Annotated in this window: 22 protein-coding genes; 11 read left to right on the top strand and 11 right to left on the bottom strand. The window is 54.6% G+C overall.

Annotated elements, in window-relative coordinates:
• Positions 1-45: 45 nt before the first annotated feature.
• Positions 46-564 (top strand): 3-hydroxyacyl-[acyl-carrier-protein] dehydratase FabA, encoded by a 519-nt coding sequence (gene fabA / locus M8013_RS19645; RefSeq protein WP_271269456.1) that lies wholly within the window; start codon positions 46-48, stop codon positions 562-564.
• A 73-nt stretch (positions 565-637) separates the two neighbouring features.
• On the opposite strand, the gene rmf is transcribed toward fabA, so the two are convergent.
• The 6 genes from rmf to rlmKL form a co-directional block, all read right to left on the bottom strand.
• Positions 638-805, bottom strand: coding sequence for a ribosome modulation factor (rmf, locus tag M8013_RS19640; protein ID WP_271269455.1), 168 nt, complete (start codon positions 803-805; stop codon positions 638-640).
• Positions 806-1,060: 255 nt separating this feature from the next.
• Entirely contained in the window at positions 1,061-1,627 is a 567-nt protein-coding gene (gene pqiC / locus M8013_RS19635; RefSeq protein ID WP_271269454.1) for a membrane integrity-associated transporter subunit PqiC, read from the bottom strand.
• Positions 1,627-3,264, bottom strand: coding sequence for an intermembrane transport protein PqiB (pqiB, locus tag M8013_RS19630; protein ID WP_271269453.1), 1,638 nt, complete (start codon positions 3,262-3,264; stop codon positions 1,627-1,629). The genes pqiC and pqiB overlap by 1 nt, the downstream gene beginning before the upstream one ends.
• Positions 3,254-4,522 (bottom strand): membrane integrity-associated transporter subunit PqiA, encoded by a 1,269-nt coding sequence (gene pqiA / locus M8013_RS19625; protein ID WP_271269452.1) that lies wholly within the window; start codon positions 4,520-4,522, stop codon positions 3,254-3,256. Before pqiA ends, pqiB begins: the two co-directional genes overlap by 11 nt.
• A gap of 18 nt (positions 4,523-4,540) precedes the next feature.
• A complete protein-coding gene (locus M8013_RS19620) occupies positions 4,541-6,448 on the bottom strand; it encodes an ABC transporter ATP-binding protein (protein ID WP_271269451.1) in 1,908 nt (635 codons plus the stop codon).
• 12 nt (positions 6,449-6,460) lie between these two features.
• Entirely contained in the window at positions 6,461-8,569 is a 2,109-nt protein-coding gene (rlmKL, locus tag M8013_RS19615; RefSeq protein ID WP_271269450.1) for a bifunctional 23S rRNA (guanine(2069)-N(7))-methyltransferase RlmK/23S rRNA (guanine(2445)-N(2))-methyltransferase RlmL, read from the bottom strand.
• Positions 8,570-8,668: 99 nt separating this feature from the next.
• Here rlmKL and M8013_RS19610 point away from each other — a divergent pair, with 99 nt between their 5' ends.
• Positions 8,669-9,778, top strand: coding sequence for a YcbX family protein (locus tag M8013_RS19610; protein ID WP_271269449.1), 1,110 nt, complete (start codon positions 8,669-8,671; stop codon positions 9,776-9,778).
• Here the strand turns inward: M8013_RS19610 and zapC are convergent.
• Together zapC and pyrD are read right to left on the bottom strand one after the other, a co-directional pair.
• Positions 9,775-10,317 (bottom strand): cell division protein ZapC, encoded by a 543-nt coding sequence (gene zapC, locus M8013_RS19605; RefSeq protein WP_271269448.1) that lies wholly within the window; start codon positions 10,315-10,317, stop codon positions 9,775-9,777. The two genes, M8013_RS19610 and zapC, sit on opposite strands and share 4 nt — an antisense overlap.
• A 163-nt stretch (positions 10,318-10,480) precedes the next feature.
• Complete coding sequence (gene pyrD / locus M8013_RS19600) at positions 10,481-11,491, bottom strand: quinone-dependent dihydroorotate dehydrogenase (protein WP_271269447.1); 1,011 nt, start codon at positions 11,489-11,491, stop codon at positions 10,481-10,483.
• Positions 11,492-11,740: 249 nt separating this feature from the next.
• On the opposite strand from pyrD, the gene ssuE reads away from it, so the two are divergent.
• From ssuE to ssuB, 5 genes are read left to right on the top strand one after another with little or no spacing between them, the layout of a single operon-like run.
• Positions 11,741-12,316 (top strand): NADPH-dependent FMN reductase, encoded by a 576-nt coding sequence (gene ssuE / locus M8013_RS19595; RefSeq protein ID WP_271269446.1) that lies wholly within the window; start codon positions 11,741-11,743, stop codon positions 12,314-12,316.
• Complete coding sequence (locus tag M8013_RS19590; protein WP_271269445.1) at positions 12,309-13,271, top strand: sulfonate ABC transporter substrate-binding protein; 963 nt, start codon at positions 12,309-12,311, stop codon at positions 13,269-13,271. The genes ssuE and M8013_RS19590 overlap by 8 nt, the downstream gene beginning before the upstream one ends.
• The gene (gene ssuD / locus M8013_RS19585; protein ID WP_271269444.1) at positions 13,268-14,413 is read left to right on the top strand and encodes an FMNH2-dependent alkanesulfonate monooxygenase; all 1,146 of its coding nucleotides are present in this window, start codon (positions 13,268-13,270) and stop codon (positions 14,411-14,413) included. Before M8013_RS19590 ends, ssuD begins: the two co-directional genes overlap by 4 nt.
• A 9-nt stretch (positions 14,414-14,422) precedes the next feature.
• Entirely contained in the window at positions 14,423-15,214 is a 792-nt protein-coding gene (gene ssuC, locus M8013_RS19580; protein ID WP_271269443.1) for an aliphatic sulfonate ABC transporter permease SsuC, read from the top strand.
• The gene (gene ssuB, locus M8013_RS19575) at positions 15,211-15,981 is read left to right on the top strand and encodes an aliphatic sulfonates ABC transporter ATP-binding protein (RefSeq protein ID WP_271269442.1); all 771 of its coding nucleotides are present in this window, start codon (positions 15,211-15,213) and stop codon (positions 15,979-15,981) included. The genes ssuC and ssuB overlap by 4 nt, the downstream gene beginning before the upstream one ends.
• Before the next feature lie 100 nt (positions 15,982-16,081).
• Here ssuB and pepN read toward each other — a convergent pair whose 3' ends face one another.
• Positions 16,082-18,694 (bottom strand): aminopeptidase N, encoded by a 2,613-nt coding sequence (pepN, locus tag M8013_RS19570; RefSeq protein WP_271269441.1) that lies wholly within the window; start codon positions 18,692-18,694, stop codon positions 16,082-16,084.
• A gap of 271 nt (positions 18,695-18,965) precedes the next feature.
• Between pepN and pncB the strand changes: the two genes are divergently transcribed.
• From pncB to M8013_RS19550, 4 genes are all read left to right on the top strand, one after another.
• Positions 18,966-20,168, top strand: a complete 1,203-nt coding sequence (pncB, locus tag M8013_RS19565; protein ID WP_271269440.1) for a nicotinate phosphoribosyltransferase — start codon at positions 18,966-18,968, stop codon at positions 20,166-20,168.
• A gap of 162 nt (positions 20,169-20,330) precedes the next feature.
• On the top strand, positions 20,331-21,731 hold the full coding sequence (gene asnS, locus M8013_RS19560; RefSeq protein WP_271269439.1) for an asparagine--tRNA ligase: 1,401 nt from the start codon (positions 20,331-20,333) through the stop codon (positions 21,729-21,731).
• Positions 21,732-22,342: 611 nt separating this feature from the next.
• Complete coding sequence (locus M8013_RS19555) at positions 22,343-23,425, top strand: porin (protein ID WP_271269438.1); 1,083 nt, start codon at positions 22,343-22,345, stop codon at positions 23,423-23,425.
• A 183-nt stretch (positions 23,426-23,608) separates the two neighbouring features.
• The gene (locus M8013_RS19550) at positions 23,609-24,799 is read left to right on the top strand and encodes an amino acid aminotransferase (RefSeq protein ID WP_271269437.1); all 1,191 of its coding nucleotides are present in this window, start codon (positions 23,609-23,611) and stop codon (positions 24,797-24,799) included.
• An 85-nt stretch (positions 24,800-24,884) separates the two neighbouring features.
• On the opposite strand, the gene M8013_RS19545 is transcribed toward M8013_RS19550, so the two are convergent.
• On the bottom strand, positions 24,885-25,532 hold the full coding sequence (locus M8013_RS19545; protein ID WP_271269436.1) for an MBL fold metallo-hydrolase: 648 nt from the start codon (positions 25,530-25,532) through the stop codon (positions 24,885-24,887).
• Positions 25,533-25,550: 18 nt separating this feature from the next.
• Entirely contained in the window at positions 25,551-26,099 is a 549-nt protein-coding gene (gene mepK / locus M8013_RS19540) for a peptidoglycan L,D-endopeptidase MepK (protein ID WP_271269435.1), read from the bottom strand.
• Positions 26,100-26,260 lie beyond the last annotated feature (161 nt).

Below are 26,260 nucleotides of genomic sequence, written 5' to 3'. Positions count from 1 at the left end.
GTTAGCTATCCTGCGTCCTTCACTAAAATAAGGCTTACTGAGAACATGGTAGATAAACGCGAATCCTATACTAAAGAAGATCTTCTTGCCTCTGGTCGCGGTGAACTGTTTGGCGCTAAAGGCCCACAGTTACCGGCCCCGAACATGCTGATGATGGACCGTGTCGTGAAGATGACGGAAACCGGCGGCAACTTCGATAAGGGTTACGTAGAAGCAGAGCTCGATATCAACCCGGACCTGTGGTTCTTTGGTTGCCATTTCATTGGCGATCCGGTAATGCCAGGTTGCCTGGGTCTGGACGCGATGTGGCAGCTGGTTGGTTTTTACCTCGGCTGGCTGGGCGGCGAAGGCAAAGGCCGTGCGCTGGGCGTGGGTGAAGTTAAATTCACTGGTCAGGTTCTGCCAACTGCGAAAAAAGTTACCTACCGTATTCACTTCAAACGCATTGTTAACCGTCGCCTGATCATGGGCCTGGCGGATGGCGAAGTGCTGGTCGACGGTCGTCTGATTTACGCCGCAACCGATCTGAAAGTGGGTCTGTTCCAGGATACTTCTGCATTCTGATTTTTGCTTTTTCCGAAGCATAAAACAGCGAAACCTCCGCACTGCGGAGGTTTCTTTTTTTAAAGAGACGCTATCAAGCAATTACTGCCCTGTCTCCAATGGCTTCTCGCCAGCCCCCCAACCAGTACGACCTTTGATTCAAAGTCTGATAGGGACACATTTCTTTAGAACGTCCGGCGATGCCAGCTTGATAACCACGTTGATGAGCCCTTTCCAGGCGATCTCGTTTCTGTCTCTTCATGCCTCGTTTCCCTCATTATTTGATCTGGTGGAAAAGAAAACAATGATTACAAATCATGCAATCACAGATAACGAATACCCTGAATCCCGCTCCTCGTCAATGTACAAAATTCATACCAGCGTCATATTTGTGAGCTACTCATAAGTTCATTTGTACAAAATTTGTGATACGGCACAAGTAACGGTCTGAGCTCAAACCAAAAAAAAGGCCGCAATTAGCATCAAGCAAATTGCGGCCTGGCGTGATGAATTTTACTTATGGCAGCCGGGAAATCTCTTTAGCAATGCTGGCGGACTCTTGAGCCCACCCCTGCGCCAATACCTTCACCATCTCATCGTAGCCATCGTTTTTCTGCTTCATTTCCAGATGGAAAGGCCGTTTCATCAGCTGCCCCTGGTGATTCAGCAGCCACTCGCCGCTGACCACTACGCTACCGTCATAGCGCCCATGGAAAGCCGTCACATTGACGCTCAGGGTATCCTGATCGCTGCCCAGAGGCTGTGATGCAACGACCCATCCCGGCAGCTGACTGCTGAGATTGGCAACCAGCGTATTGCGCAGCTGCTGATCTAGCGGGCTGGCCCACAGGTTGTTGTTGGCGATGACATATTGCACATCGCTGGTTTGATACACCACGCCATTGCCCGCAAGGTAATCAGGTACCGCCACCTGCTCAACCCACAGCAGACGGTTTCCCTGACTGGCCATACTTTTACCGCCCGACTGGGTTGCCACCGGCAGCTGATAATAACTTTTGTTATCTGCGCCGGAACTGCAGGCGGTCAGAAGCACTGCAGCAGCGATCGTTAACCATTTTTTCATTATTTAGCCCCCTTCGGCTCAGGGTCCTTTTTGTCTTTCGCTTCGAATACCAGCGCATTGCTCTTGGTGTTCAGCGTCTTCAGCACCGGCTGCAGTTCACGCAGAACCTGATCCAGGCGCTGCATATCCGCCACCATCTTGTTGTAAGCGGCAGAACCTGGCTGGAAGCCCTGCATACTGCGATTCAGCTCACGCAGCGTCTTTTGCATGTCTTCTGGCAGTTTCTGCATCGACTGGTTGGCGGTGATCTTGTTCAGATTATCCAGCGTCGTCTGCAGACGGCGCATCGTCGCCTGGCTTTCATTGAGCGTGTGGGTCGCCTGTTCAATCATCGGGTTCAGCGGCAGACCGTTGATTTTATCCAGCGTTTCCATCAGTCGTTGCTGGATTTGCGCCAGACCGCTGCTCACCGTTGGGATGATTTTATAGCCGCCAAACTCGCGCAACTGGGCAACTGGCGGTTCTTTCGGGAAGAAGTCCATATCTACGTACAGCGCCCCGGTCACCAGGTTACCGGTTTTGAGGGAGCCGCGCAGGCCGCGTTTCATCAGACTGTCCAGATGCTGGGCAATGTCCGGCGTATCGCCTACCTGATTAATCAGACGTTCCGGCTCAATACGAATCAGTACCGGGATGCGGTAATCGTCATCCAGCACCTGACGCATGCCTGGCGCGAAGAACGGTACTTTGCCAACGGTCCCAAGGCGAATGCCACGGAATTCAACCGGTGCCCCCGGCTGCAGACCGCGGACAGAATCTTTAAAGAACATCAGGTAATCGATATGGTCGGTATACAGCGAATCCTGAATACTCTTCTGGTCGTCATACAGCCGGAACGCCGTCTTCTGCGCCACCGGTTGACCCAGGTCCATCCCTTCCGGAACGTCAAAGCTGACGCCCCCGCCGAACAGCGTCGAGAGTGACCCCATCTCAACGCGCATCCCCGCAGACGTTAAATCGACAGCGATACCGCTGTCTTTCCAGAAACGCACGTTACCGGTGACGAGGCGATCGTTTGGCGCGTTAATAAACAACTGGTAGCTGATAGCGCGTTTTTGGGTATCAAAAGTGCTGGTTTCCACCGAGCCGACGCGATAGCCGCGGAACAGCACCGGGTCGCCCGGACTCAGCTGACCGGCTTTTTTACTGTCGAGGATCACCCGTATTCCCTTCGCATCCGGCGGCGCCAGCGGTGGTGAATCCAGCAGTTGATATTGCACCGGCTGGCTCCCTTTTGCGCCAGGCTGCAGCTCAATGTAGGCCCCGGAAAGCAGCGTACCCAGCCCGCTGATCCCTTCACGCCCCACCTGCGGCTTTACCACCCAGAAGACGGAATCACCGTGCAGGAGCTTTTCCATACCGGCATTCAGACGGGCCTTGATCTCAACATGCGTCAGATCGTCAGTCAGGGTCGCACTCTCCACCACACCGACATCCACACTGCGGCTCTTGATGGTCGTTTTGCCCCCTTCAATCCCCTCGGCATTGGTGGTGATCAGCGTAACTTCCGGCCCCTGATGGCTGTAGTGATAAAACAGGATCCATGCACCGATCAGCGCAGTCACGATGGGGAAGATCCACACCGGCGACCAGTTTTTGACCTTCTGCACTTTCGCCTCTCCACTCTTATTTTCCATGCTTATACTCTTCCTCATGGCTCGACTCGGGCTCACGATCCCACGATAAACGTGGGTCAAAGGTCATGGCCGCAAACATTGTCATCACAACGACCAATGCAAACATCACCGCACCGATGGCGGGATAGATACTCATTAATCCACCCATACGCACCAGCGCAGAGAGGACGGCAATCACAAATACGTCAATCATTGACCAACGTCCGACAAATTCAACTACCTCATAAATCAGATGCATGCGCTCGCTGTCGCGCCTGCCGTGCCCATTGGCATCCCAGCATAGCCAGGCGATCGCTATCATTTTGAGCGTGGGCACCATGATACTGGCGATAAAAATGACCAGCGCCACGGGATAAGACCCTTCCCCCCAGAGCAGGACGACCCCGGCCATGATGGTCGAAGGCATTTTGTCGCCCAGTAAATCGGTGATCATAATCGGCAGGATATTGGCGGGAAGATAGAGAATGATGGAGGTGATAAGCAGCGCCATGGTCCACTGAACGCTGTTTTTACGCCGCACGTGCCCTTTGGTCTCGCAGCGCGGGCAAACCTCCTGGTCGGCCGGAAGGATAGCCGTACAGCAGGGGCATAAGCGCAGATTCTGGTTAATACCCGGCACGCCCGCTTGAAGAGGTTGCGCCAGCACAGGTGCAGGAGCGATATCGTCCCATGCCCAGCGACGATCCACGCACTGAAACGCACGTAATTGCAGGACGCAGTAAAGACACCAGGGGATAAAGCTGCTGCCGACGCCCACGTCACCGTAGGCCATCAGCTTCACGAAGCTCACCAGAATACCGGCAAGGAAAATCTCCGCCATCCCCCAGCTTTTCAGCTGGAACAAGATACGAGCCAGTTTAATTTTCAGCGTCACGGGCAGCGGTACACGGTTCACCAGCAGTAAGATCACGACCAGGCAAAACGCCGGGACAATCTGGACGAACAGCAGGAAGAAGGTACCGAGGCTGGCGTAATCTTCCGAGAACATTACGCCAGGTATCTCGAGCAAATTCACTTCGCTGGTGATCCCGCCCACCTTCATGTTAATAAAGGGGAAAAGATTGGAGAGCAATAGCATGAACAGCGCGGCAATAGCATAAGCAGTGGGACGCTGCCGCGGCGCATCCCACTCAGTTGTCAGCGTTGCCCCGCATCGCGGGCATGCCGCTTTGTGTCCATGCTCGAGCGCGGGTAGCGCCACGAGCATGTCGCACTGTGAGCATAAAATATGCCGATCGGCATGGTGATGTTCACACATACTGGCTCCATGTTTCACTTATGCGCCGTTTTTCAGAGCCTCAAGATACTCCCAGCGTTCAAATGCTTCTTCCAGCGCCTTTTCAGCCTGCGCCATATCCGCCAGGACTTTTTGAGTATAGTCATGCGACTGGGTAAAGAATGAAGCATCGGCTACCTGAGCCTGCAAACTTTCGAGGTTAGCTTCGAGCTCTTCCAGACGCTGCGGCAGGCCTTCCAGTTCGCGCTGCAGGTTATAGCTTAGTTTGCTACTGGCACGTTTGACAGTTTCTGCTTTTGTAACAGCGACTTCCGCATCGGCTTTCGATTTTGACTGTTTCGTCGCCAGTGATTGAGCCTGTTGGCCACGGGCATCGTGGTAACCGCCCACATAGCGATCAATTCTGCCCGCACCTTCGAAGATCCAGCACTCGGTAACGGTGTTATCCACGAACTGACGATCGTGGCTGACCAGCATTACGGTGCCCTGGTAACTATCAATCAGTTCTTCAAGAAGTTCCAGCGTTTCTACATCAAGATCGTTCGTCGGTTCATCGAGAATCAACAGGTTGCTGGGTTTCAGGAACAAACGCGCCAATAACAGACGGTTACGCTCTCCACCTGACAGGGCGCGAACAGGGGTCATTGCCCGTTTTGGATGGAACAGGAAGTCCTGCAGGTAGCCCAGCACATGGCGTGGTTTGCCGTTTACCAATACTTCCTGTTTGCCTTCCGCGAGGTTGTCCATCACCGTTCTGTCCGGATCAAGTTCCGCACGGTGCTGGTCAAAGTACGCCACTTCAAGTTTGGTACCGCAATGGACGCGTCCGCTGTCGGCCTGCAACTGGCTCAGCATCAGCTTCAGCAGCGTGGTTTTGCCACAGCCGTTCGGGCCGATAAGCGCAATTTTGTCACCACGCTGTACCTGAGCAGAAAAATCTTTCACCAGGACTTTGCCATCTACCTGGTAATCAACGTTCTCCATCTCGAAGACAATCTTGCCGGAGCGAGACGCTTCTTCCACCTGCATTTTCGCAGTGCCCATCACTTCACGACGCTCACTGCGCTCATTACGCATGGCTTTCAGTGCACGCACGCGGCCTTCGTTACGGGTACGACGTGCTTTGATGCCCTGACGGATCCAGACTTCTTCCTGCGCCAGCTTGCGGTCAAACTCGGCATTTTGCAGATCTTCTACGCGCAGATTTTCTTCTTTTTCCAACAGATATGTGTCGTAATCACCCGGATAGGTCACCAGCTTGCCGCGGTCGAGATCGACAATACGGGTGGCCATATTGCGAATGAATGAACGGTCATGCGAAATAAAGATAAGGGTGCCGTTAAAGGTTTTGAGGAACCCTTCCAGCCAGTCGATCGCTTCGATATCCAGGTGGTTGGTCGGTTCGTCAAGTAACAGCACTTTCGGACCACTGACCAGCGCACGACCCAACGCGGCTTTACGCAGCCAGCCGCCGGAGAGTGATGCCAGTTCGGTGTCCGCTTCCAGACCTAACTGCTCCAGAACTTCGGTGATGCGACTTTCAAGCTGCCAGAGACCATGATGATCGAGCAGGTCCTGGAGACGCGCCATTTCATTGAGGTTTTTTTCGCTTGGGTCGGTCATCACCAGGTGCGAAATCTCGTGATAGCCCTTCAGATACTCGGCCTGCTCAGAGATCCCTTCAGCCACAAAATCATACACGCTGCCCGCGACGTTACGCGGCGGATCCTGCTGCAAACGAGAAACAATCAGGTCTTGCTCGTAAATAATACGTCCGTCATCCAGACCCTGTTCACGGTTCAGGATCTTCATCAGCGTCGATTTGCCCGCGCCGTTACGACCCACCAGACACACGCGTTCATTGTCTTCGATGTGCAGTTCAGTATTATCGAGAAGCGGTGAATCACTGAATGACAGCCATGCACCATGCATACTAATTAATGACATTTACTTTTCCTTTCAGGCGGCGGTAATCAGCCAGCAGTTGTGGATCTGACGGTTACGGGCAAAATCCTGGGATAACGTTTTTTGACTGATTTCTTGTGCTTTCAGTCCCAGTTCTGCCAGTCCCTCATGATCCATGCGGAAGCCGCGCTTGTTGTTCGAGAACATAATCGTGCCGCCTTTACGCAGCATACGTTTGAGATCTTTCATCAGCGCCAGGTGGTCGCGCTGGACGTCAAAAGACTCTTCCATGCGCTTGGAGTTGGAGAAGGTCGGCGGATCGATAAAGATCAGGTCGAACTGCTCGTCAGACTCACGCAACCAGCCCAGTACGTCGGCCTGCAGCAGGCGATGCGCCTTCCCGGTCAGGCCGTTAAGGCGCAGGTTGCGCTCTGCCCACTCCAGATAGGTACGGGACATATCCACGGTGGTGGTGGTACGCGCCCCGCCCAGACCTGCGTGAACGCTGGCGCTGCCGGTGTAAGCAAAGAGGTTGAGGAAGTCTTTACCCTTACTCATCTGCCCCAGCATGCGGCGGGCGATACGGTGGTCGAGGAACAGACCGGTATCGAGATAATCAGTCAGGTTGACCCACAGGCGCGCATTGTATTCGCCCACTTCGATAAACTCGCCCTTGCTGTTCATCTTCTCATACTGATTTTTGCCCTTCTGACGCTCACGGGTTTTGAGGATCAACTTGTTCGGGGCGATATTCAGCACGCTGATGGTGGCAGCGATAATGTCGAGCATACGCTGACGCGCTTTTTGTGGATCGACGGTTTTTGGCGGGGCATATTCCTGCACCACCACCCACTCGCCGTAACGATCGACCGCCACGTTGTATTCCGGCAGGTCGGCGTCATAGATGCGATAGCATTCAAGTTTCTCCTGCTTCGCCCATTTTTCGTATTTCTTCAGATTCTTGCGCAGACGGTTAGCGTAATCTTCCGCCACGCTGGAAGGCTTGCTGTCGGCCTCTTTTTCCGTCAGATGGTAGTTCTTCTGCACGCAGTCCAGCGGGCCGTTTTTGGCTTTGAACTGGCGTTCGGCGCGCAGCTGCAGGCAGCTCAGCAGTTCTGGCGAACCACTGAACAGCGACAGGTTCCAGCCGCCAAAGTAGTCTTTCACGGTGCGACCCAGCAGGCTGTGCAAAGCAATCAGTGCCGGTTCGCTGTCCAGACGTTCGCCGTAAGGTGGGTTGCTGATCACCGTGCCGTACGGGCCCTTTGGCAGCGGATTGGTGAGCTGTGCTACGTCCTTCACCTCGAAGGTCACCAGATCGGCAATACCAGCGCGACGGGCGTTGCTGCGGGCGCTTTCAATCACGCGAGCATCGCTGTCGGAGCCGTAGAAATGAGCTTCATAGGCTGCCAGTCCCAGACGCGCACGCGTCTGCGCTTCGGCCTTCACTTCCTGCCAGACCGCTTCGTCGTGCTGTGCCCAGCCCTTAAAGCCCCACTGGCCGCGATGCAGACCCGGCGCGCGGTCGGTGGCTAACATCGCTGCTTCGATCAGCAGCGTGCCGGAACCGCACATCGGATCCAGCATCGGCGTACCAGGCTGCCAGCCGGAGCGCATGACAATGGCGGCCGCCAGGGTCTCTTTGATGGGCGCGATCCCCGCACGATCGCGGTAGCCACGCTGATGCAGGCCTTCGCCGCACAGATCCAGCGCGATACTGGCCGTCTCTTTGTTCAGACGCACGTTGATACGCAGATCCGGGTTTTCGCGATCGACGTTCGGGCGCTCCAGATTTTTACGGGTAAAGCTGTCGACGATGGCATCTTTCACCTTCAGCGCACCGTACTGACTGTTGCGGATCTCGTCGTTCAGGCCACTGAAGTGCACCGCGAAGGTAGCACCTGGCGCGAAAATCTCTGTCCAGTTGATTGTCTGCACGCCCAGGTAAAGATCGAGATCGCTGTATACCTTGCACTCTCTCATCGGCAACATGATGCGTGAGGCCAGGCGACTCCACATCAGGCTCTGGTAAATAAGCCGTGTGTCGCCCTGAAAATGGACCCCACCCTGAACCACCTGGCACTCTTGCGCGCCCAGGTTTTCCAGTTCAGTTTTTAACAGCTCTTCCAGCCCGCGGGCCGTACTGGCAAACAGAGAATTCATATCGTCACTTATTACTCTTAGAAAATTGCTGCGCATTATAGCCAATCTGGGCTCTATGTCATAAAGTTGAAGGCTTATTTTCATTTCAGGAACTGTGCCGTGGCGACGTTATCCAGGCTTTTCATTCATCCGGTCAAATCAATGCGCGGAATTGGGCTCACTCATGCCCTTGCAGATGCCAGCGGTTTTGCCTTTGATCGCATTTTTATGGTGACCGAACCCGACGGCACATTCATCACCGCCCGCCAGTTCCCGCAGATGGTGCGCTTTACTCCGGTACCGGTTCAGGATGGTCTGCACCTCACCGCGCCAGACGGTTCCAGTAGTATTGTTCGCTTCAGCGATTTTGCGCCAGTTGATGCGCCCACCGAAGTGTGGGGAAATCATTTCACCGCCCGCATTGCGCCCGATGAGATTAACCTCTGGCTCAGCAACTATTTTTCGCGCCCGGTCCAGTTACGCTGGGTGGGACCCGAACTGACGCGCCGCGTAAACAAGTTTGCCGCAGTGCCGCTGTCGTTTGCCGATGGATTCCCGTTCCTGCTGACCAGCGAATCGTCTCTGCGCGACCTGCAAAACCGCTGCCCGGCCAGCGTGCAAATGGAGCAGTTCCGGCCAAATCTGGTGGTGACAGGCAGCGCGGCCTGGGAAGAAGATACCTGGAAAGTGATCCGCATTGGCAGCGTGATTTTTGACGTGGTTAAACCCTGCAGCCGCTGCATCTTTACCACCGTCAGCCCGGAAAAAGGTCAGAAGCACCCTTCCGGCGAGCCGCTAAAAACCTTGCAGTCGTTCCGTACCGCGCAGGATAACGGCGATGTCGATTTCGGTCAGAATCTGATCCCCCGCTCCAGCGGCGTGATTCGCGTTGGCGATGAAGTAGAAATTCTCGCCATCGCACCCGGTCGGCTCTACGGTGCAGGTGCAGAAGAAGAAATAACAGTAGTGGAAGTACAGCCGGAAACAGCGGTGACGATCCAGTGGCAGGGGCAAACGCTTCGCGGCAACAATCAGCAAGTGTTACTGGAGCAGCTTGAACAAGCAGGCATTCGCATCCCCTACTCGTGTCGAGCCGGTATTTGCGGATACTGTCGCATCATGCTGGTCGATGGGGAAGTCAGTGCATTGAAGAAATCGGCAATTGGCGGTGACGGCACTATTTTGTGCTGCAGCTGTATACCCAAAACCTCGTTACAGCTCGAGGCTTAAACCGCCTGCTCAAGGCTGAAACTGCTGCTCAGCGGTTGAGGTTTAAGCCTGTCGTTCATCACTTTGATCGGGTCGCCCAGCTGCATGGTGCGCCCGGCAATCGTCACGCCCGGCTGGGCCAGCAAGCACAGCGCGGCGTTGTCACCCGGTTCGACCACCAGCAAATTCACCTGTTCGGCGCTCTCGCTGAGGCTGGCGCAAACGGCATCGCCGGTAAGCGGCAGCCAGCTCTCGCCGTGGGTAAGAAAGTGCCAGCTTTTTGGCATCTGAGGTTTGAGGAAGCGGATCGCCACCAGCGCATTCAGCACCAGTTCAGCACGTTGTTCTTTGGACAATTCGAGATCGCGGCACTTTTCTTCAAAGGAGAAATAAAGAGCAGCGTCATCAACGCAAAAGCCGGTATTAGTAAAGGCATCCGGAGTCAGCATCCGACGCGCAAAACGAGAACGAAATAACATGCCATTGGCTAAATCGAGCATCATACGATCGTGCTCGTCACAGAAATACCAGCGCCAGTTATCGTCAGGTTTAATTCGCATTTGCCTCTCCCATCCTCGCAACGTCCTGTTGTAAGAAAGTCCTCATTACGCTTCGCTTATTCGACTTCAATAATAAAAGACTAGTATGTCTAAATTAGCAACAATCACGGAATATAAAACAACCAGAGCCGGAAATAAAGCCCTGGTTGCTATTAGCGAGAGATCAGAGATGGTTAACGATTTCTTTGATCAGCGGTGGACCTTTAAAAATAAAGCCAGAGTAAATCTGCACCAGCGACGCCCCCGCAGCCATTTTCTCGCGAGCAGCCACAACCGAGTCGATACCACCCACGCCAATAATCGGCAGGCGACTATTTAATTCAACTGACAGACGGCGAATAATTTCGGTGCTTTTTAATTGTACCGGTCGCCCGCTCAGACCACCCATTTCATCGCAATGTTTCATCCCCTGAACAAGCGTACGATCGAGCGTAGTATTGGTGGCAATAACCCCATCAATATTATGACGCACTAAACTGTCGGCCACCTGCACCAACTCTTCTTCAGTAAGATCCGGCGCAATTTTAACGGCCACAGGCACATATTTATGATGCTTAACCTGGAGTTCATTTTGCTTATTTTTGATGGCAACTAATAAGTCGTCGAGCGCTTCGCCGTATTGCAGCGAACGCAGGCCCGGGGTATTTGGCGATGAAATATTGACCGCAATATAACCGGCGTAGGCGTAGATTTTTTCCATACAAATCAGATAGTCATCTTTACCCTGCTCGACCGGGGTGTCTTTGTTCTTGCCGATATTAATACCCAAAATGCCGTCGAAATGCGCTTTCTTCACATTCTCGACCAGATGATCGACACCGAGGTTATTAAAGCCCATGCGGTTGATCAGACCTTCGGCCTCCACCAATCGGAACAGGCGCGGCTTGTCGTTACCTGGCTGAGGACGCGGCGTGACTGTGCCGATTTCGATGGAGCCAAAACCCATCGCGCCAAGTGCATCAATACACTCGCCGTTTTTATCCAGGCCAGCCGCCAGTCCCAGTGGGTTTTTAAAGGTCAACCCCATACAAGTGACAGGTTTTTCCATCACCTTCTGGCGCACCAGCGCCTGGAGTGGGGTTCCTGTGATACGGCGTAATTGCTGGAATGTAAATTCATGAGCGCGCTCAGGATCGAGCTGGAAAAGGGCTTTACGAACGAAGGGGTAGTACATGAACTCTCCTGGATTCCCGGTGTGCAAACCGGGGGCGAATTATCAGCGATCGCGGCCGGAAAGGGAATTGACCTGAGGCAAAAAAATCGTTTGTAGACGCAATCGTTTACTTTTCACGCCACGCGTTATTCGTTTTTTAGCATTTCTCTTGCGGATAAATCATTTAGCGGAATAAGCCCGCGGTGACACACTGCCTGTAAATGTTATCAATGTTAGATAAAAGCAAACAATTCGTTATAAGGAGCAGCTATGCGCATTATCACTCTGGCCGGAAGTCCGCGATTCCCCTCACGCTCCAGCGCCCTGCTGGAATATGCCCGTGAACAACTCACGTCGCTGGATGTGGAGGTGTGCCACTGGAATCTGCACAACTTTGAGCCAGAAGATTTACTCTATGCCCGCTTCGAAAGCCCGGCGCTAAAGGCTCTTAATGAGCAGCTCAAAGACGCCGACGGGCTGATTGTGGCGACCCCAATCTATAAAGCATCGTTTTCCGGTGCGCTGAAAACCCTGCTCGATCTGCTACCGGAGCGCGCGCTGGAGGGCAAAGTGGTACTGCCGCTGGCCACCGGCGGCACCGTGGCGCATTTACTGGCGGTGGATTACGCCCTGAAGCCGGTGCTCAGCGCCCTGAAGGCACAGGAGATCCTGCACGGTGTATTTGCCGATGACTCACAGGTGATCGATTACCAGCACAAGCCGCACTTTACCCCGAACCTGCAAACCCGTCTCGACAGCGCGCTGGAGACGTTCTGGCAAGCGCTGCACCGTCGCGACGTTCAGGTTCCCGCCTTTGGTCATCTGAAAGGAGTCGCCCATGTTTAAATCCCTTGCCCGTTTGAGCCTGCTGGGTTTCGTCGCCCTTTCTGGCCTGGCATACGCCGCAGAACCCACGCCCGAGAGCCTGCGCATTGGCTATCAGAAAGGTAGCGTAAGCATGGTGCTGGCCAAAAGCCATCAGTTGCTGGAAAAACGCTACCCGGACACCCATTTTTCGTGGGTCGAGTTCCCGGCAGGCCCGCAGATGCTGGAAGCGCTGAACGTCGGCAGTATTGATCTCGGCAGCACCGGCGATATCCCGCCAATCTTCGCCCAGGCCGCCGGGGCAGATCTGCTGTACGTCGGGGCTGAACCGCCCAAACCCAAAGCCGAAGTCATCCTGGTTCCTGAAGATAGCCCAATCAAAACCGTGGCCGATCTGAAGGGCCGTAAAATCGCCTTCCAGAAAGGTTCCAGCGCGCACAATCTGATCCTGCGCGCACTCCAGCAGGCGGGCCTGACCTTTAAAGATATCCAACCGATTTACCTCTCCCCGGCGGATGCCCGCGCAGCGTTTCAGCAACACAACGTGGACGCCTGGGCGATATGGGATCCCTACTACTCGGCGGCCCTGCTGCAGGGCGGCGTGAAGGTGTTGAAAGACGGTGAAGACCTGAAAAAGACCGGTTCCTTCTATCTTGCTGCGCGTCCTTACGCAGAAAAAAACGGTGAGTTTGTGCAGGGCGTGCTGAACCTCTTCAGTGAGGCCGATGCCCTTACCCAAAGCCAGCGTCCGGCCAGCATCACCCTGCTGGCGAAAACCCTCGGTCTGCCGGAGCCGGTGATCGCCAGCTATCTCGACCACCGTCCGCCGGGCATTATCAAGCCGGTCGATGACCACACCGCGGCTTTGCAGCAGGAAACTGCTGACCTGTTCTACGCCAATCGCCTGGTGCCGAAAAAAATCGATATCCGCGACCGTATCTGGCACCCCACAGCGCCTCAAGGAGATAAGTCATGAGTCTGAATCTGTTCTGGTTTTTACCTACTCACGGTGATGGGCATTATCTTGGCACCGAAACGGGTGCGCGCCCGGTCGATCATGCTTATCTGCAGCAGATTGCTCAGGCAGCAGACCGGATTGGCTTTACCGGGGTATTGATCCCCACTGGCCGCTCCTGCGAAGACGCATGGCTGGTCGCGGCATCGTTAATCCCGGTGACCCAGCGACTGAAGTTCCTGGTGGCCCTGCGTCCGAGCGTAACGTCCCCGACGGTGGCCGCACGTCAGGCCGCCACCCTCGATCGCTTATCGAACGGTCGTGCTTTGTTTAATCTGGTGACCGGCAGCGATCCGCAGGAGCTGGCGGGTGACGGCGTCTTTTTAGATCACACCGAGCGTTACGAAGCTTCTGCAGAATTCACCCACGTCTGGCGTCGTCTGCTGGAGGGGGAGAATGTCACCTTTGAGGGCAAACATATTCACGTTCGCGATGCGAAGCTGTTCTTCCCGCCGATCCAACAGCCGCGTCCCCCGCTCTATTTTGGCGGATCGTCGGACGTTGCACAGGATCTTGCCGCCGAACAGGTTGATCTGTATCTCACCTGGGGTGAACCGCCGGAGCTGGTCAAAGAGAAGATCGCCCAGGTGCGTGCCAAAGCCGCGGCGCATGGCCGTAAGGTGCGCTTCGGCATTCGCCTGCACGTGATTGTGCGTGAAACCAACGACGAAGCCTGGCAGGCCGCTGACCGCCTGATTTCCCATCTCGACGATGAGACCATCGCCAAAGCGCAGGCCGCCTTTGCCAGAACCGATTCCGTCGGCCAGCAGCGGATGGCTTCGCTGCACAACGGTAAACGCGAAAACCTCGAGATCAGCCCAAACCTGTGGGCTGGCGTCGGGCTGGTGCGCGGCGGCGCAGGCACCGCTTTAGTGGGGGATGGCCCAACCGTGGCGGCGCGGATTAACGAATATGCCGATCTCGGGATCGACAGCTTTATTCTTTCCGGTTATCCACACCTCGAAGAAGCTTACAAGGTCGGCGAGCTGCTGTTCCCGCATCTTGACGTTGCGATCCCCGAGATCCCGCAGCCGCAGCCGCTCCAGCTTCAGGGCGAGGCAGTGGCTAACGATTTTATCCCGCGCAAAGTCGCCCAGAGCTAAGGAGGACGCATGGCTAAACCTGCCCAAAAATGGCTGCTGCGCATGGCGCCCTGGTTTTTACCCGTCGGGATCGTGCTGATCTGGCAGGTCGCCTCGTCAACGGGCTGGCTGTCCAGCCGCATTCTGCCCTCCCCGGAAGGCGTTGTAGAGGCGTTCTGGGCGCTGAGTTCCAGCGGCGAGCTGTGGCAGCATCTGGCGATCAGCTCCTGGCGTGCGGCTGTCGGGTTCTCTATCGGCGGATCGATTGGGCTGACGCTGGGATTAATCAGCGGTCTGTCACGCTGGGGTGAACGGCTGCTGGATACCTCGATTCAGATGCTGCGTAACGTGCCGCATCTGGCGCTGATCCCGCTGGTAATTTTGTGGTTCGGCATCGACGAAACCGCCAAGATTTTCCTCGTGGTGCTGGGCACGCTGTTCCCGGTCTATATCAATACCTGGCACGGCATCCGCAATATCGACCGTGGTTTGGTGGAGATGGCGCGCAGCTACGGTTTATCCGGTTTCTCGCTGTTCCTGCACGTTATTTTACCCGGCGCACTGCCATCCATTATGGTCGGGATACGGTTCGCTCTCGGGCTGATGTGGCTGACGCTGATTGTGGCGGAAACCATTTCAGCGAACTCAGGGATAGGCTACCTGGCAATGAACGCCCGCGAATTCCTGCAAACGGACGTGGTGGTGGTCGCCATTATTCTTTACGCCCTACTGGGCAAGCTGGCTGACGTCAGTGCCCAGTGGATCGAACGCAGCTGGCTGCGCTGGAATCCGGCCTACTCGAAGAAGGAGGAACACGCATGAATACTGCCCGCTTAAATCAGGGGACGCCGCTGCTGCTCAATGGCGTCACTAAACGCTACGGCGATAACACCATTCTGAACGAACTTGAACTGCATATTCCCGCCGGGCAATTTGTGGCGGTGGTGGGCCGCAGCGGCGGCGGTAAGAGCACACTCCTGCGCCTGCTGGCCGGGCTTGAAAAACCGAACGCTGGCGAGATTCTGGCAGGCAATACGCCGCTGGCCGAGATCCAGGACGATACCCGGTTGATGTTCCAGGACGCACGCCTGCTGCCGTGGAAAACGGTGATTGATAACGTCGGCCTGGGGCTGAAACGCAACTGGCGCGAGGCCGCAGGCAGCGCACTCGCCGCAGTCGGTCTGGAAAACCGGGCCAAAGAATGGCCTGCGGCACTTTCTGGCGGACAAAAACAGCGCGTGGCTCTCGCCCGGGCACTGATTCATCGCCCGGGTTTGCTGTTACTGGATGAGCCGCTGGGTGCGCTGGATGCCCTGACGCGGATCGAAATGCAGGATCTGATTGTCTCGTTATGGCAGGAGCACGGCTTTACGGTGCTACTGGTGACGCACGACGTCAGCGAAGCCGTGGCAATGGCCGATCGAGTATTGTTGATTGAGGAGGGTAAGATCGGGCTGGATGTGACGGTTGACCTGCCACGCCCTCGCCGTGTGGGTTCCGCGCGGCTGGCAGAGCTGGAAGCGGAAGTGTTGGATCGGGTGATGAAGCGCGGGGTAGCGGAGCGGCAGTTAGCGATGGCAAATGGCTGATGCCCTCACCCTGGCCCTCTCCCACCGGGATAGGGTACAAACATTAAAAAAGGCAACTTACGTTGCCTTTTCGCTTTTACCTTGCCGCCCGGCATTTTTATCAGGCCAGCGCCTTACTGATCTTCTCGTACAGATCGCCGGACAGATTTTCCAGCCCTTTCAGCTGCTCCAGCGCCGCACGCATCTTCGCCTGACGTTGTGCATCGTAGCGTTTCAGGCGGATCAGCGGCTCAATCAGACGTGACGCCACCTGCGGGTTACGGCTGTTGAGTTCCGTCAGCATCTCCACCATAAACTGGTAGCCGCTACCGTCTTCCGCGTGGAAGGCAGCCGGGTTGCCGCTGGCAAAGGCGCCAATCAGCGAACGCACGCGGTTAGGGTTGCTCAGGGTGAACGAACGGTGCTTGAGCAGGCTGCGAACGGTGTTGACCACGTCAGTGGCCGGGCTGGTGGACTGCAGAATAAACCACTTGTCCATCACCAGACCATCCTGATGCCATTTGTCGTCATACGCCTGCATCAGCGCATCGCGGCAAGACAGTTCCGCCGCTACGCTGGCCGCCAGCGCCGCCAGGGCATCGGTCATGTTGTCCGCACTGTAGTACTGCTTGCTGACCAGATCATTAGCAAGTTCGGTGTCGCCAAACGCCAGGTAACGCAGGCAGGTGTTACGCAGCGTGCGCTTGCCGATATCGGCATGCTCAACGCGGTACGCATCCAGCTTGTTATGGTGATAAAGCGCCAGGAACTCATCCGCCAGCTCGGTCGCCAGGGTACGGGTCAGGGCTTCACGCACGATGGTAATGGCAATCGGATCGATGATATCAAACAGCTCGGCGATTTCAGTCGCCGACGGCAGAGTGAGGATTTCGGCGGCCAGCGCCGGATCGATCTTCTCATCCAGCAGAATAGCACGGAAGGCGTCGGCAACGTGAGCCGGCAACGACAGCGGCTGGCCCTGCTGATGACGCGCAACGTTCAGCTTGATGTAGGTCGCCAGCAGGCTCTGAGCTGCATCCCAACGCGAGAAGTCGTTACGGGCGTGACGCATCAGGAAGGTCAGCTGCTGATCGCTCCACTTGTACTCCAGCTTAACCGGCGCGGAGAATTCGCACAGCAGCGCAGGCACCGGCTGGAAGTAAACGTTATCAAAGACAAACGTCTGCTCGGCCTGGGTCACGTTGAGGACGTTATGCACCGGGTGGCCGCCTTTTTTCAGCGGGATAACCTGGCCTTCGTTATCGTACAGTTCAATCGCAAACGGGATGTGCAGCGGGTGCTTCTCTTCCTGCTCAGCCGTCGGCGGCGTGCGCTGGCTGATGGTCAGGGTATACAGTTCGGTTTCCGGGTTGTAGTCATCCTTCACGGTGACAATCGGCGTACCGGCCTGGCTGTACCAACGGCGGAAGTGTGACAGATCGACGTTGGAGGCATCTTCCATCGCCTGCACAAAGTCATCGCAGGTGGCGGCGCTGCCGTCATGACGCTCAAAATAGAGTTGCATCCCTTTCTGGAAGTTCTCTTCACCCAGCAGGGTATGGATCATGCGGATAATTTCAGAACCTTTCTCATACACCGTCAGGGTGTAGAAGTTGTTCATTTCGATCACTTTATCCGGACGGATCGGGTGCGCCATTGGGCTGGCGTCTTCGGCAAACTGTAACCCGCGCATGGTGCGCACGTTACTGATGCGGTTAACCGCACGGGAACCGAGATCGGAGCTGAACTCCTGATCGCGGAACACGGTTAAGCCCTCTTTCAGGCTCAACTGGAACCAGTCGCGGCAGGTTACGCGGTTGCCGGTCCAGTTGTGGAAATACTCGTGACCGATCACCCGCTCGATATCCAGGTAGTCTTTATCGGTAGCGGTATCGGTACGCGCCAGCACGTATTTGGAGTTAAAGACGTTGAGGCCTTTGTTCTCCATCGCGCCCATATTAAAGAAGTCGACGGCGACGATCATATAGATGTCGAGATCGTATTCGAGGCCAAAGCGCTCTTCATCCCACTTCATGGAGTTGATAAGCGAGGTCATCGCCCACGGGGCACGATCGAGATTGCCGCGATCGACAAACAGCTCCAGCGCCACGTCGCGACCAGAACGGGTGGTATAGGTGTCGCGTAGAACGTCAAAATCGCCAGCGACCAGAGCAAACAGGTAGCACGGTTTCGGGAACGGATCCTGCCACTGCACCCAGTGACGGCCATTGTCCAGATCGCCCTGCCCGACGCGGTTGCCGTTGGAGAGCAGGAACGGGTATTTAGTTTTATCGGCGATAATTTTGGTAGTAAAGCGCGCCAGTACGTCCGGGCGATCCAGATACCAGGTAATGTGGCGGAAGCCTTCCGCTTCGCACTGGGTACACAGCGCTTCACCGGACTGGTAAAGCCCTTCCAGCGCGGTATTGGCGGCCGGGCTGATTTCGTTAACGATGCGCAATGTAAAGTGTTCCGGCAGGTTATCCAACACCAGCTGGTTGTCTTCTTCTTTATAGTCAGTCCAGGCCTGGTCGTTCACCTGTACCGAAATCAACGTCAGATCCTCACCATTCAGGCGCAGCGGCACTGCGGTGGCGTTATGGCGCGTCACCTGGCTTTCCGCCGTGACAACGGTTTTAGTGGCATCCAGGTCAAAAGTCAGATCGATATCGCTAATCAGGTAATCCGGCGCACGGTAGTCGTGGCGGTATTTGGCTTGAGGCTGTTGTGTCATAGAAAACCTTTTGCATCGTTTGTCGAATGTCGAATAGCGAACCAGTCTATTCCTGTTGTGTAGATCGCGCTACGCAGAATGTTTATCTTTTCAGGTACGAACACCCTAATTGCTACATTTATATAACATGAGGCACAAAATGCCCTCGACCCTCCCCCAGGCTTATGGTGTGATCGGGGTTCAATAAATCGCTAAACAAGGTATACTCCAGCGGTTTCAATAGTTGTTTATTGTACTAAACGCTTCCGTGAGAGGATGCTACTGCGGCCTTATGACTCAATTCGCTTCTCCTGTTCTGCATACGCTGCTGGATACCGATGCGTATAAACTGCATATGCAGCAAGCCGTTTTTCACCAATACTACGACGTACAGGTCGCGGCCGAGTTCCGCTGCCGGGGTGATGATCTGCTTGGGATCTATGCCGATGCCATCCGTGAGCAGGTTGATGCGATGCAGCATCTCCGCCTGTGTGACGATGAATTCCAGTGGCTTTCCGGCCTGCCCTTCTTTAAAGAAGATTACCTGCACTGGCTGCGGGAATTCCGCTACGATCCGCGTCAGGTCACCATCACCAACGATAATGGCAAACTGCATATTCGCCTCGAAGGCCCGTGGCGCGAAGTGATCATGTGGGAAGTGCCGCTGCTGGCGGTGATCAGCGAGTTGGTGCACCGCTATCGTTCGCCTGACACAAATGTCGAGCAGGCTCTGGAAACGCTGGAGTGCAAACTCGTTGCGTTCTCGCGTCTGACCGATTCGCTGGATATGTCGCGTTTTCATCTGATGGATTTTGGCACCCGGCGGCGTTTTTCCCGCGAGGTGCAGCAGGCCATCGTCGAACGTCTGCAGCAGGAGCCGTGGTTTGTCGGCACCAGCAATTACGACCTGGCCCGCCGCCTGGATCTGACCCCAATGGGCACCCAGGCACACGAATGGTTCCAGGCGCACCAGCAGATCAGCCCAGAGCTTGCCACCAGCCAGCGTGCAGCGCTCGCCGCCTGGCTAACCGAGTATCCTACTCAGCTCGGCATCGCCTTAACCGACTGCATTACCATGGACGCCTTCCTGCGCGATTTCGGGCCGGAATTCGCCACGGTTTATCAGGGGCTGCGTCATGACTCCGGGGATCCGCAGGAGTGGGGTGAGAAAGCTATCGCCCACTATCAACAGCTGGGCATCGACCCGCAGAGCAAAGTGCTGGTCTTTTCCGATAATCTGGACCTGCCAAAAGCAGTAGCCTTATACCGGCATTTCTCCTCGCGGGTTAACCTGAGTTTTGGCATTGGCACCCGCCTGACCTGCGATATCCCCCAGGTAAAACCACTGAATATCGTGATTAAACTGGTGGAATGTAACGGCAAGCCGGTCGCGAAACTTTCCGACAGTCCGGGCAAAACCATTTGCCATGACAAAGCTTTCGTACGCGCGCTGCGAAAAGCCTTCGACCTGCCGCAGATAAAAATCGCCAGTTGATCGTCTAAGGGAGCCGTTCGCGCTCCCTTCCTTTTATTTATTTCTTATTTCTTCCCTTATCATTGCGAAATCTGCTTGTCTGATGGCAGATGCCAGGTAACATAGATATCCCCCATTGAAGGGGATACAGATTTTATTTTTGGACTACATAGAGAGACTATTATGAGCGTTGTGCCTGTAGCCGACGTACTCCAGGGCCGCGTAGCCGTTGACAGCCAAGTCACCGTGCGCGGATGGGTGCGTACCCGCCGAGATTCAAAAGCTGGCTTTTCTTTCCTGGCCGTCTATGACGGTTCCTGCTTTGATCCTGTACAGGCCGTCATTAATAATTCTCTGCCCAATTACAATCAGGAAGTGCTGCGTCTGACGACGGGCTGTTCTGTGGTTGTCACCGGCAAAGTTGTGGCGTCTCAGGGTCAGGGCCAGAGCTTTGAACTGCAGGCGTCATCAATTGAAGTGACAGGCTGGGTTGAAGATCCAGATACCTATCCGATGGCGGCAAAACGCCACAGTATTGAGTATCTGCGCGAAGTCGCCCACCTGCGTCCGCGTACCAACATGATTGGTGCCGTCGCGCGCGTGCGTCATACCCTCGCCCAGGCGCTGCATCGCTTCTTCCACGAGCAGGGCTATTTCTGGGTCTCTACTCCGCTGATCACCGCCTCCGATACCGAAGGCGCGGGTGAAATGTTCCGCGTTTCCACGCTGGACCTGGAAAACCTGCCGCGCACGCCAGAAGGCAAAGTGGACTTCGACAAAGATTTCTTTGGTAAAGAGTCCTTCCTGACCGTTTCGGGTCAGCTGAACGGCGAAACCTATGCGTGCGCGCTGTCCAAAGTCTATACCTTTGGTCCAACCTTCCGTGCAGAGAACTCCAACACCAGCCGTCACCTGGCGGAATTCTGGATGCTGGAGCCGGAAGTGGCCTTTGCTAACCTCGACGACGTTGCAGGTCTGGCAGAAGCGATGCTGAAGTATGCCTTTAATGCCGTCCTGACCGAGCGCGCAGACGACATGAAGTTCTTCGCAGAACGCGTCGACAGCGATGCCATCTCCCGTCTGGAACGTTTCGTTTCGGCTGACTTTGCGCAGGTGGACTACACCGATGCGGTGGCGATCCTCGAAAACTGCGGTCAGACATTCGAGAACCCGGTTTACTGGGGTGTTGACCTCTCCTCCGAGCACGAACGCTACCTGGCCGAGAAGCACTTCAAAGCGCCAGTGGTCGTGAAAAACTATCCGAAAGACATTAAGGCGTTCTATATGCGCCTTAACGAAGACGGTAAAACCGTTGCGGCGATGGACGTGCTTGCGCCGGGCATCGGTGAAATTATCGGGGGTTCTCAGCGTGAAGAGCGTCTGGATGTACTGGATGCCCGTATGGCTGAAATGGGCCTGAACAAAGAGGACTACTGGTGGTATCGCGATTTACGTCGTTACGGCACCGTACCTCACTCAGGCTTCGGGCTCGGTTTTGAGCGTCTGATCGCCTATGTGACCGGCGTGCAGAACGTGCGTGACGTTATTCCGTTCCCGCGTACCCCGCGCAGCGCTACATTCTGATTTGTCCCAACCGGATGTCATGGCCAGCACTTGCTGGCCATTATTTTATTCTGCACTGTCAACTAATGTCAGTTGAAAGTCAGCATCCTTAAAGTGCAACCCCGCCAGATCCACTCCTCTGTTACGTATTGTTTCCACGAAATATCTCTGAATAAAAAATAAACCGTATTTTTATTGCGACTACTATTTTTCTTATGCTTTAGCATACTTTCCCACCAACCACATGGCTATCCAGAAGTCCATCTTTAACAATAAGAAAAACCGGGTGCAAATGCTTCGCGGCATAAAAAAAGGTGTTAGATAAAATTATGATAAGCAATTCATATAGATAGAAAAGGAGGAGGTTTAATTATCGCCACTCAACTCTGAACTTTGAGATAGTTCACAAAGTTCCGCAAAATACACACTTAGTTACACATATTTTCTTTTTGTAACTCATTCTTGATGTTTGTAGCACTTTCAGGCTAGCGAAACGGTAGTTTGAATGGAAAGATGCCTGTCAGACACATAAAGACACCAAACTCTCATCAATAGTTCCGGAAATATTTATTGACAGAATTTATTGGCGGCAGTGGCGAGTGTCATAAAAAAACAAATGAGGGTAATAAATAATGATGAAGCGCAATATCCTGGCAGTGGTTATCCCTGCTCTGCTGGTAGCCGGTGCAGCTAACGCTGCAGAGATCTACAACAAAAACGCTAACAAGCTGGATCTGTACGGCAAAGTTGTTGGTAAACACGTTTGGGACAAATCTGGCGGCGACAGCAACAGTGCTGACGACTCCTATGCACGTATTGGTTTCAAAGGCGAAACTCAGGTTAACGACCAGCTGACCGGTTACGGCCAGTGGGAATACAACCTGAACGCAAGCAAAGCTGAAGGTTCTCAGGACACCAGAACCCGTCTGGCCTTCGCAGGTCTGAAAGCGGGCGACTACGGCTCATTCGATTACGGCCGTAACTATGGCGTGTTCTATGATGCGCTGGCATCTACCGATATGCTGGTTGAATACGGCGGCGACACCCTGTGCCAGACCGACAACTTCATGACCTGCCGTACCACTGGCGTTGCGACCTATCGTAACTCTAACCTCTTCGGCCTGGTTGATGGCCTGTCTCTGGGTCTGCAGTACCAGGGCAAAAACGTTAGCGGTCACGGCACTGAGCGCCAGAACGGCGACGGCAACAGCTACTCTTTAGGCTATGACTTCCTGGAAGGCTTCAACGTTACCGCGGCTTACACCAACTCTGACCGTACTAACGCTCAGGAAACTGATGGTAAAGGTTCTCGCGCTGAAGGTTGGGCAACTTCTGCTAAGTATGATGCCAACAACGTTTACGCTGCAGTAATGTACGGCGAATCAAACAACATGACTCGTGAAAACGACGATACCTTCGCTAACAAAACGCAGAACTTCGAAGCTGTAGTTCAGTACCAGTTCGATTTCGGTCTGCGTCCATCCGTGGGTTACGTGCAGTCCAAAGGTAAAGACCTGGAAGCACGCGGCACCTTCACCGGCGGCGATGCTGACCTGGTTAAATACGTAGAAGTGGGTACCTGGTACTACTTCAACAAGAACATGAACGTGTACGGTGCATACCGCTTCAACCTGCTGGATGAGAACAACTACAGCCGCAGCGTTGAGCTGGCAACTGACGACACCTACGTTCTGGGTCTGGTATACCAGTTCTAATCAGTACAGCACTTTGTTAAATGTTTAAAAACAGGGCTTCGGCCCTGTTTTTTTATGTCTGAAAGCAAAAAGTGGCGACTTTTGAAAAGCCGCACGCTTTTCGTCGCAAACGGTTGGCATTTTGTATAACTATCGTTAACCTGATAGCGGATTTCACTTCTGTAACCACAATGGAACTTCGTCATGTTTGAGAACATTACTGCCGCCCCTGCCGACCCAATTCTGGGCCTGGCCGATCTGTTTCGTGTCGATGACCGCCCAAGTAAAATCAACCTGGGTATTGGTGTCTATAAAGATGAAACCGGCAAAACCCCGGTGCTGACCAGCGTGAAAAAAGCCGAGCAATTCTTGCTGGAAAATGAAAACACAAAAAACTACCTTGGCATCGACGGTATTCCGGAATTTGGTCATTGCACGCAGGAGCTGCTGTTTGGCAAAGGCAACCCGATCATTAATGATAAGCGTGCCCGTACAGCACAGACCCCTGGCGGTACCGGCGCACTGCGCGTTGCGGCGGATTTCCTGGCTAAAAATACTGACGTTAAAACCGTCTGGGTGAGCAATCCAAGCTGGCCTAACCACAAAAGCGTCTTCAACTCAGCGGGTCTGGAAGTGCGTGAATACGCCTACTACGACGCGGCGAACCACTCTCTGGACTTTGACGGCCTGCTGGCCAGCCTGAGCGAAGCGCAGGCGGGTGATGTGGTCCTGTTCCACGGCTGCTGCCATAACCCAACCGGTATCGATCCAACACTGGAACAGTGGGAACAGCTGGCGAAGCTCTCCGTTGAGAAAGGCTGGCTGCCGCTGTTCGACTTCGCCTATCAGGGATTTGCCCGTGGCCTGGAAGAAGATGCAGAAGGCCTGCGCGCGTTTGCCGCGCTGCACAAAGAACTGATCGTTGCCAGCTCCTACTCCAAGAACTTCGGTCTGTACAATGAGCGCGTAGGTGCCTGTACGCTGGTCGCGTCTGACGAACAAACCGTTGACCGCGCTTTCAGCCAGATGAAATCCGTCATTCGTGCTAACTACTCCAACCCGCCAGCACACGGCGCGTCAGTGGTTGCCACCATCCTCAGCAACGACGCCCTGCGCGCCATCTGGGAACAGGAACTGAACGACATGCGTCAGCGCATTCAGCGTATGCGTCTGCTGTTCGTGAACACCCTGGCGGAGAAAGGCGCAGATCGCGACTTTAGCTTTATCATCAAACAGAACGGCATGTTCTCATTCAGCGGCCTGACTAAAGAACAGGTTCTGCGTCTGCGTGAAGAGTTTGGCGTGTATGCGGTCGCATCCGGTCGTGTTAACGTGGCAGGCATGACGCCAGATAACATGGCGCCACTGTGCGAAGCGATTGTCGCCGTACTGTAAGGCGACCTGTAGCGTAGGCCCGTGCAAGCGTTAGCGCCGCCGGGCAAAAAAAAGCCTGCTCAAAGCAGGCTTTTTTAATTGGTTTTTACCAGACCGGCATTTCATCCTGCAGGAAAGGGTTGTGCAAACGCTCATGCCCCAGCGTCGACATGGGGCCATGCCCCGGCAGGAACGTCACATCATCGCCGAGCGGCAACAACTTCTCTTTAATTGAGCGAATCAGCTGACCATGGTCGCCGCGCGGGAAATCGCTACGCCCTACCCCACCTTTGAAGATCACGTCGCCGGAGATCAGCAGACGCGACTGGTTATCAAAGAAGACGATATGACCAGGCGTATGTCCCGGACAATGCAATACCTGCAACGTTACATTCCCAACGCTAACGCTCTCGCCTTCATTCAGCCAGCGATCGGGCGTCAGGGGGAGACACTCATCAAGACCGAACATGCGGCTTTGGGAAGGCAATCCTTGCAGCCAGAACTCATCTTCTTTTTCCGGGCCAATCACCGGCACACCAAAATGTTGCGCCAGCTCTGCCGCCGCACCCACATGGTCGAGATGACCGTGGGTCAGTAAAATCTGCATTAAGGTCACGCCTGAGGCAGCGACTTCCTGTTTGATTTTCTCGGCATCGCCACCTGGATCGACCAGGGCGGCGAGTTTGGTTTGCTCACACCAGATAAGCGAACAGTTCTGGGCGAAGGCGGTGACCGGAATAATACGATGGTTCATACTGCTCCTGATTTGTTATTACCAGTGCCGCGTCGGCCCGGTATCAATATGCACAAAGTTGCTACGTGGGTAATATCCTACACCACCTGCGCGCATAGATAACGCAGCTTTGCGAACATTGGCTAACGAAACGCCTTCAATATGAAAATCCATTGCCTGCCCTTTAGTGTGGTAGCTTTTTTTGGCTACCCCGCGGCTGTGGGCACGCAGTTCATTATTGGTGTCCAGGGAACGATACCCTGAGACGAGCTGTACCGGTTTGCGGGTTCCCAGAAGGCCTTGCAGACGGAAAAGCTGGTCAAATAATCCTGGATCGATGGCTTTGATTTTATTCGCGCGGAAATCACGGAAAAAATGGTTCAGCCTGGCTAACTCATCCTGAATATAGCCTTTGCCATCAAAAAACTCGGCTTTAAGCGATTCACCGGTATGCAGGTTATTCAGTGTCAAAATACGTGGTCGAGGGGTCGAGAGGGTGGCAAACGCTGGCGTTGGAATAATGGCAGCGCCCAGCGCAATACCCCCTAATGCCAACAACTTGCGGCGATTAGCGTCGAATTTGTCCATTATGATCAAGTCTACAGGTCAATGTTATCGTAAGTATGCACTTCAGCGCACGATGGGCACATTACCGGGCAAAACCGCCAACGTCAAGGCACCCAAACCCAGGAAAGACGGGGCTTGCAGCAGCAACGCCCCGTTTTCTCCCTCAGTTACGACAACTGAAT

Origin of the sequence: Silvania confinis (genome assembly GCF_025564085.1) — a bacterium.
Classification (GTDB): domain Bacteria; phylum Pseudomonadota; class Gammaproteobacteria; order Enterobacterales; family Enterobacteriaceae; genus Enterobacter; species Enterobacter confinis.
This window is presented reverse-complemented; position numbering and strand designations above follow the sequence as displayed.

What these genes read in the sequence shown, in the direction of transcription:
- pqiA (WP_271269452.1), bottom strand. Translation starts at nt 4,522, where the DNA reads ATGTGTGAACATCACCATGCCGATCGGCATATTTTATGCTCACAGTGC.
- ssuC (WP_271269443.1), top strand. Translation starts at nt 14,423, where the DNA reads ATGGCTAAACCTGCCCAAAAATGGCTGCTGCGCATGGCGCCCTGGTTT.
- ssuD (WP_271269444.1), top strand. Translation starts at nt 13,268, where the DNA reads ATGAGTCTGAATCTGTTCTGGTTTTTACCTACTCACGGTGATGGGCAT.
- pqiC (WP_271269454.1), bottom strand. Translation starts at nt 1,627, where the DNA reads ATGAAAAAATGGTTAACGATCGCTGCTGCAGTGCTTCTGACCGCCTGC.
- M8013_RS19590 (WP_271269445.1), top strand. Translation starts at nt 12,309, where the DNA reads ATGTTTAAATCCCTTGCCCGTTTGAGCCTGCTGGGTTTCGTCGCCCTT.
- pyrD (WP_271269447.1), bottom strand. Translation starts at nt 11,491, where the DNA reads ATGTACTACCCCTTCGTTCGTAAAGCCCTTTTCCAGCTCGATCCTGAG.
- M8013_RS19545 (WP_271269436.1), bottom strand. Translation starts at nt 25,532, where the DNA reads ATGAACCATCGTATTATTCCGGTCACCGCCTTCGCCCAGAACTGTTCG.
- M8013_RS19550 (WP_271269437.1), top strand. Translation starts at nt 23,609, where the DNA reads ATGTTTGAGAACATTACTGCCGCCCCTGCCGACCCAATTCTGGGCCTG.
- asnS (WP_271269439.1), top strand. Translation starts at nt 20,331, where the DNA reads ATGAGCGTTGTGCCTGTAGCCGACGTACTCCAGGGCCGCGTAGCCGTT.
- M8013_RS19555 (WP_271269438.1), top strand. Translation starts at nt 22,343, where the DNA reads ATGATGAAGCGCAATATCCTGGCAGTGGTTATCCCTGCTCTGCTGGTA.
- rmf (WP_271269455.1), bottom strand. Translation starts at nt 805, where the DNA reads ATGAAGAGACAGAAACGAGATCGCCTGGAAAGGGCTCATCAACGTGGT.
- ssuE (WP_271269446.1), top strand. Translation starts at nt 11,741, where the DNA reads ATGCGCATTATCACTCTGGCCGGAAGTCCGCGATTCCCCTCACGCTCC.
- mepK (WP_271269435.1), bottom strand. Translation starts at nt 26,099, where the DNA reads ATGGACAAATTCGACGCTAATCGCCGCAAGTTGTTGGCATTAGGGGGT.
- pepN (WP_271269441.1), bottom strand. Translation starts at nt 18,694, where the DNA reads ATGACACAACAGCCTCAAGCCAAATACCGCCACGACTACCGTGCGCCG.
- rlmKL (WP_271269450.1), bottom strand. Translation starts at nt 8,569, where the DNA reads ATGAATTCTCTGTTTGCCAGTACGGCCCGCGGGCTGGAAGAGCTGTTA.
- pncB (WP_271269440.1), top strand. Translation starts at nt 18,966, where the DNA reads ATGACTCAATTCGCTTCTCCTGTTCTGCATACGCTGCTGGATACCGAT.
- ssuB (WP_271269442.1), top strand. Translation starts at nt 15,211, where the DNA reads ATGAATACTGCCCGCTTAAATCAGGGGACGCCGCTGCTGCTCAATGGC.
- zapC (WP_271269448.1), bottom strand. Translation starts at nt 10,317, where the DNA reads ATGCGAATTAAACCTGACGATAACTGGCGCTGGTATTTCTGTGACGAG.
- pqiB (WP_271269453.1), bottom strand. Translation starts at nt 3,264, where the DNA reads ATGGAAAATAAGAGTGGAGAGGCGAAAGTGCAGAAGGTCAAAAACTGG.
- M8013_RS19620 (WP_271269451.1), bottom strand. Translation starts at nt 6,448, where the DNA reads ATGTCATTAATTAGTATGCATGGTGCATGGCTGTCATTCAGTGATTCA.
- fabA (WP_271269456.1), top strand. Translation starts at nt 46, where the DNA reads ATGGTAGATAAACGCGAATCCTATACTAAAGAAGATCTTCTTGCCTCT.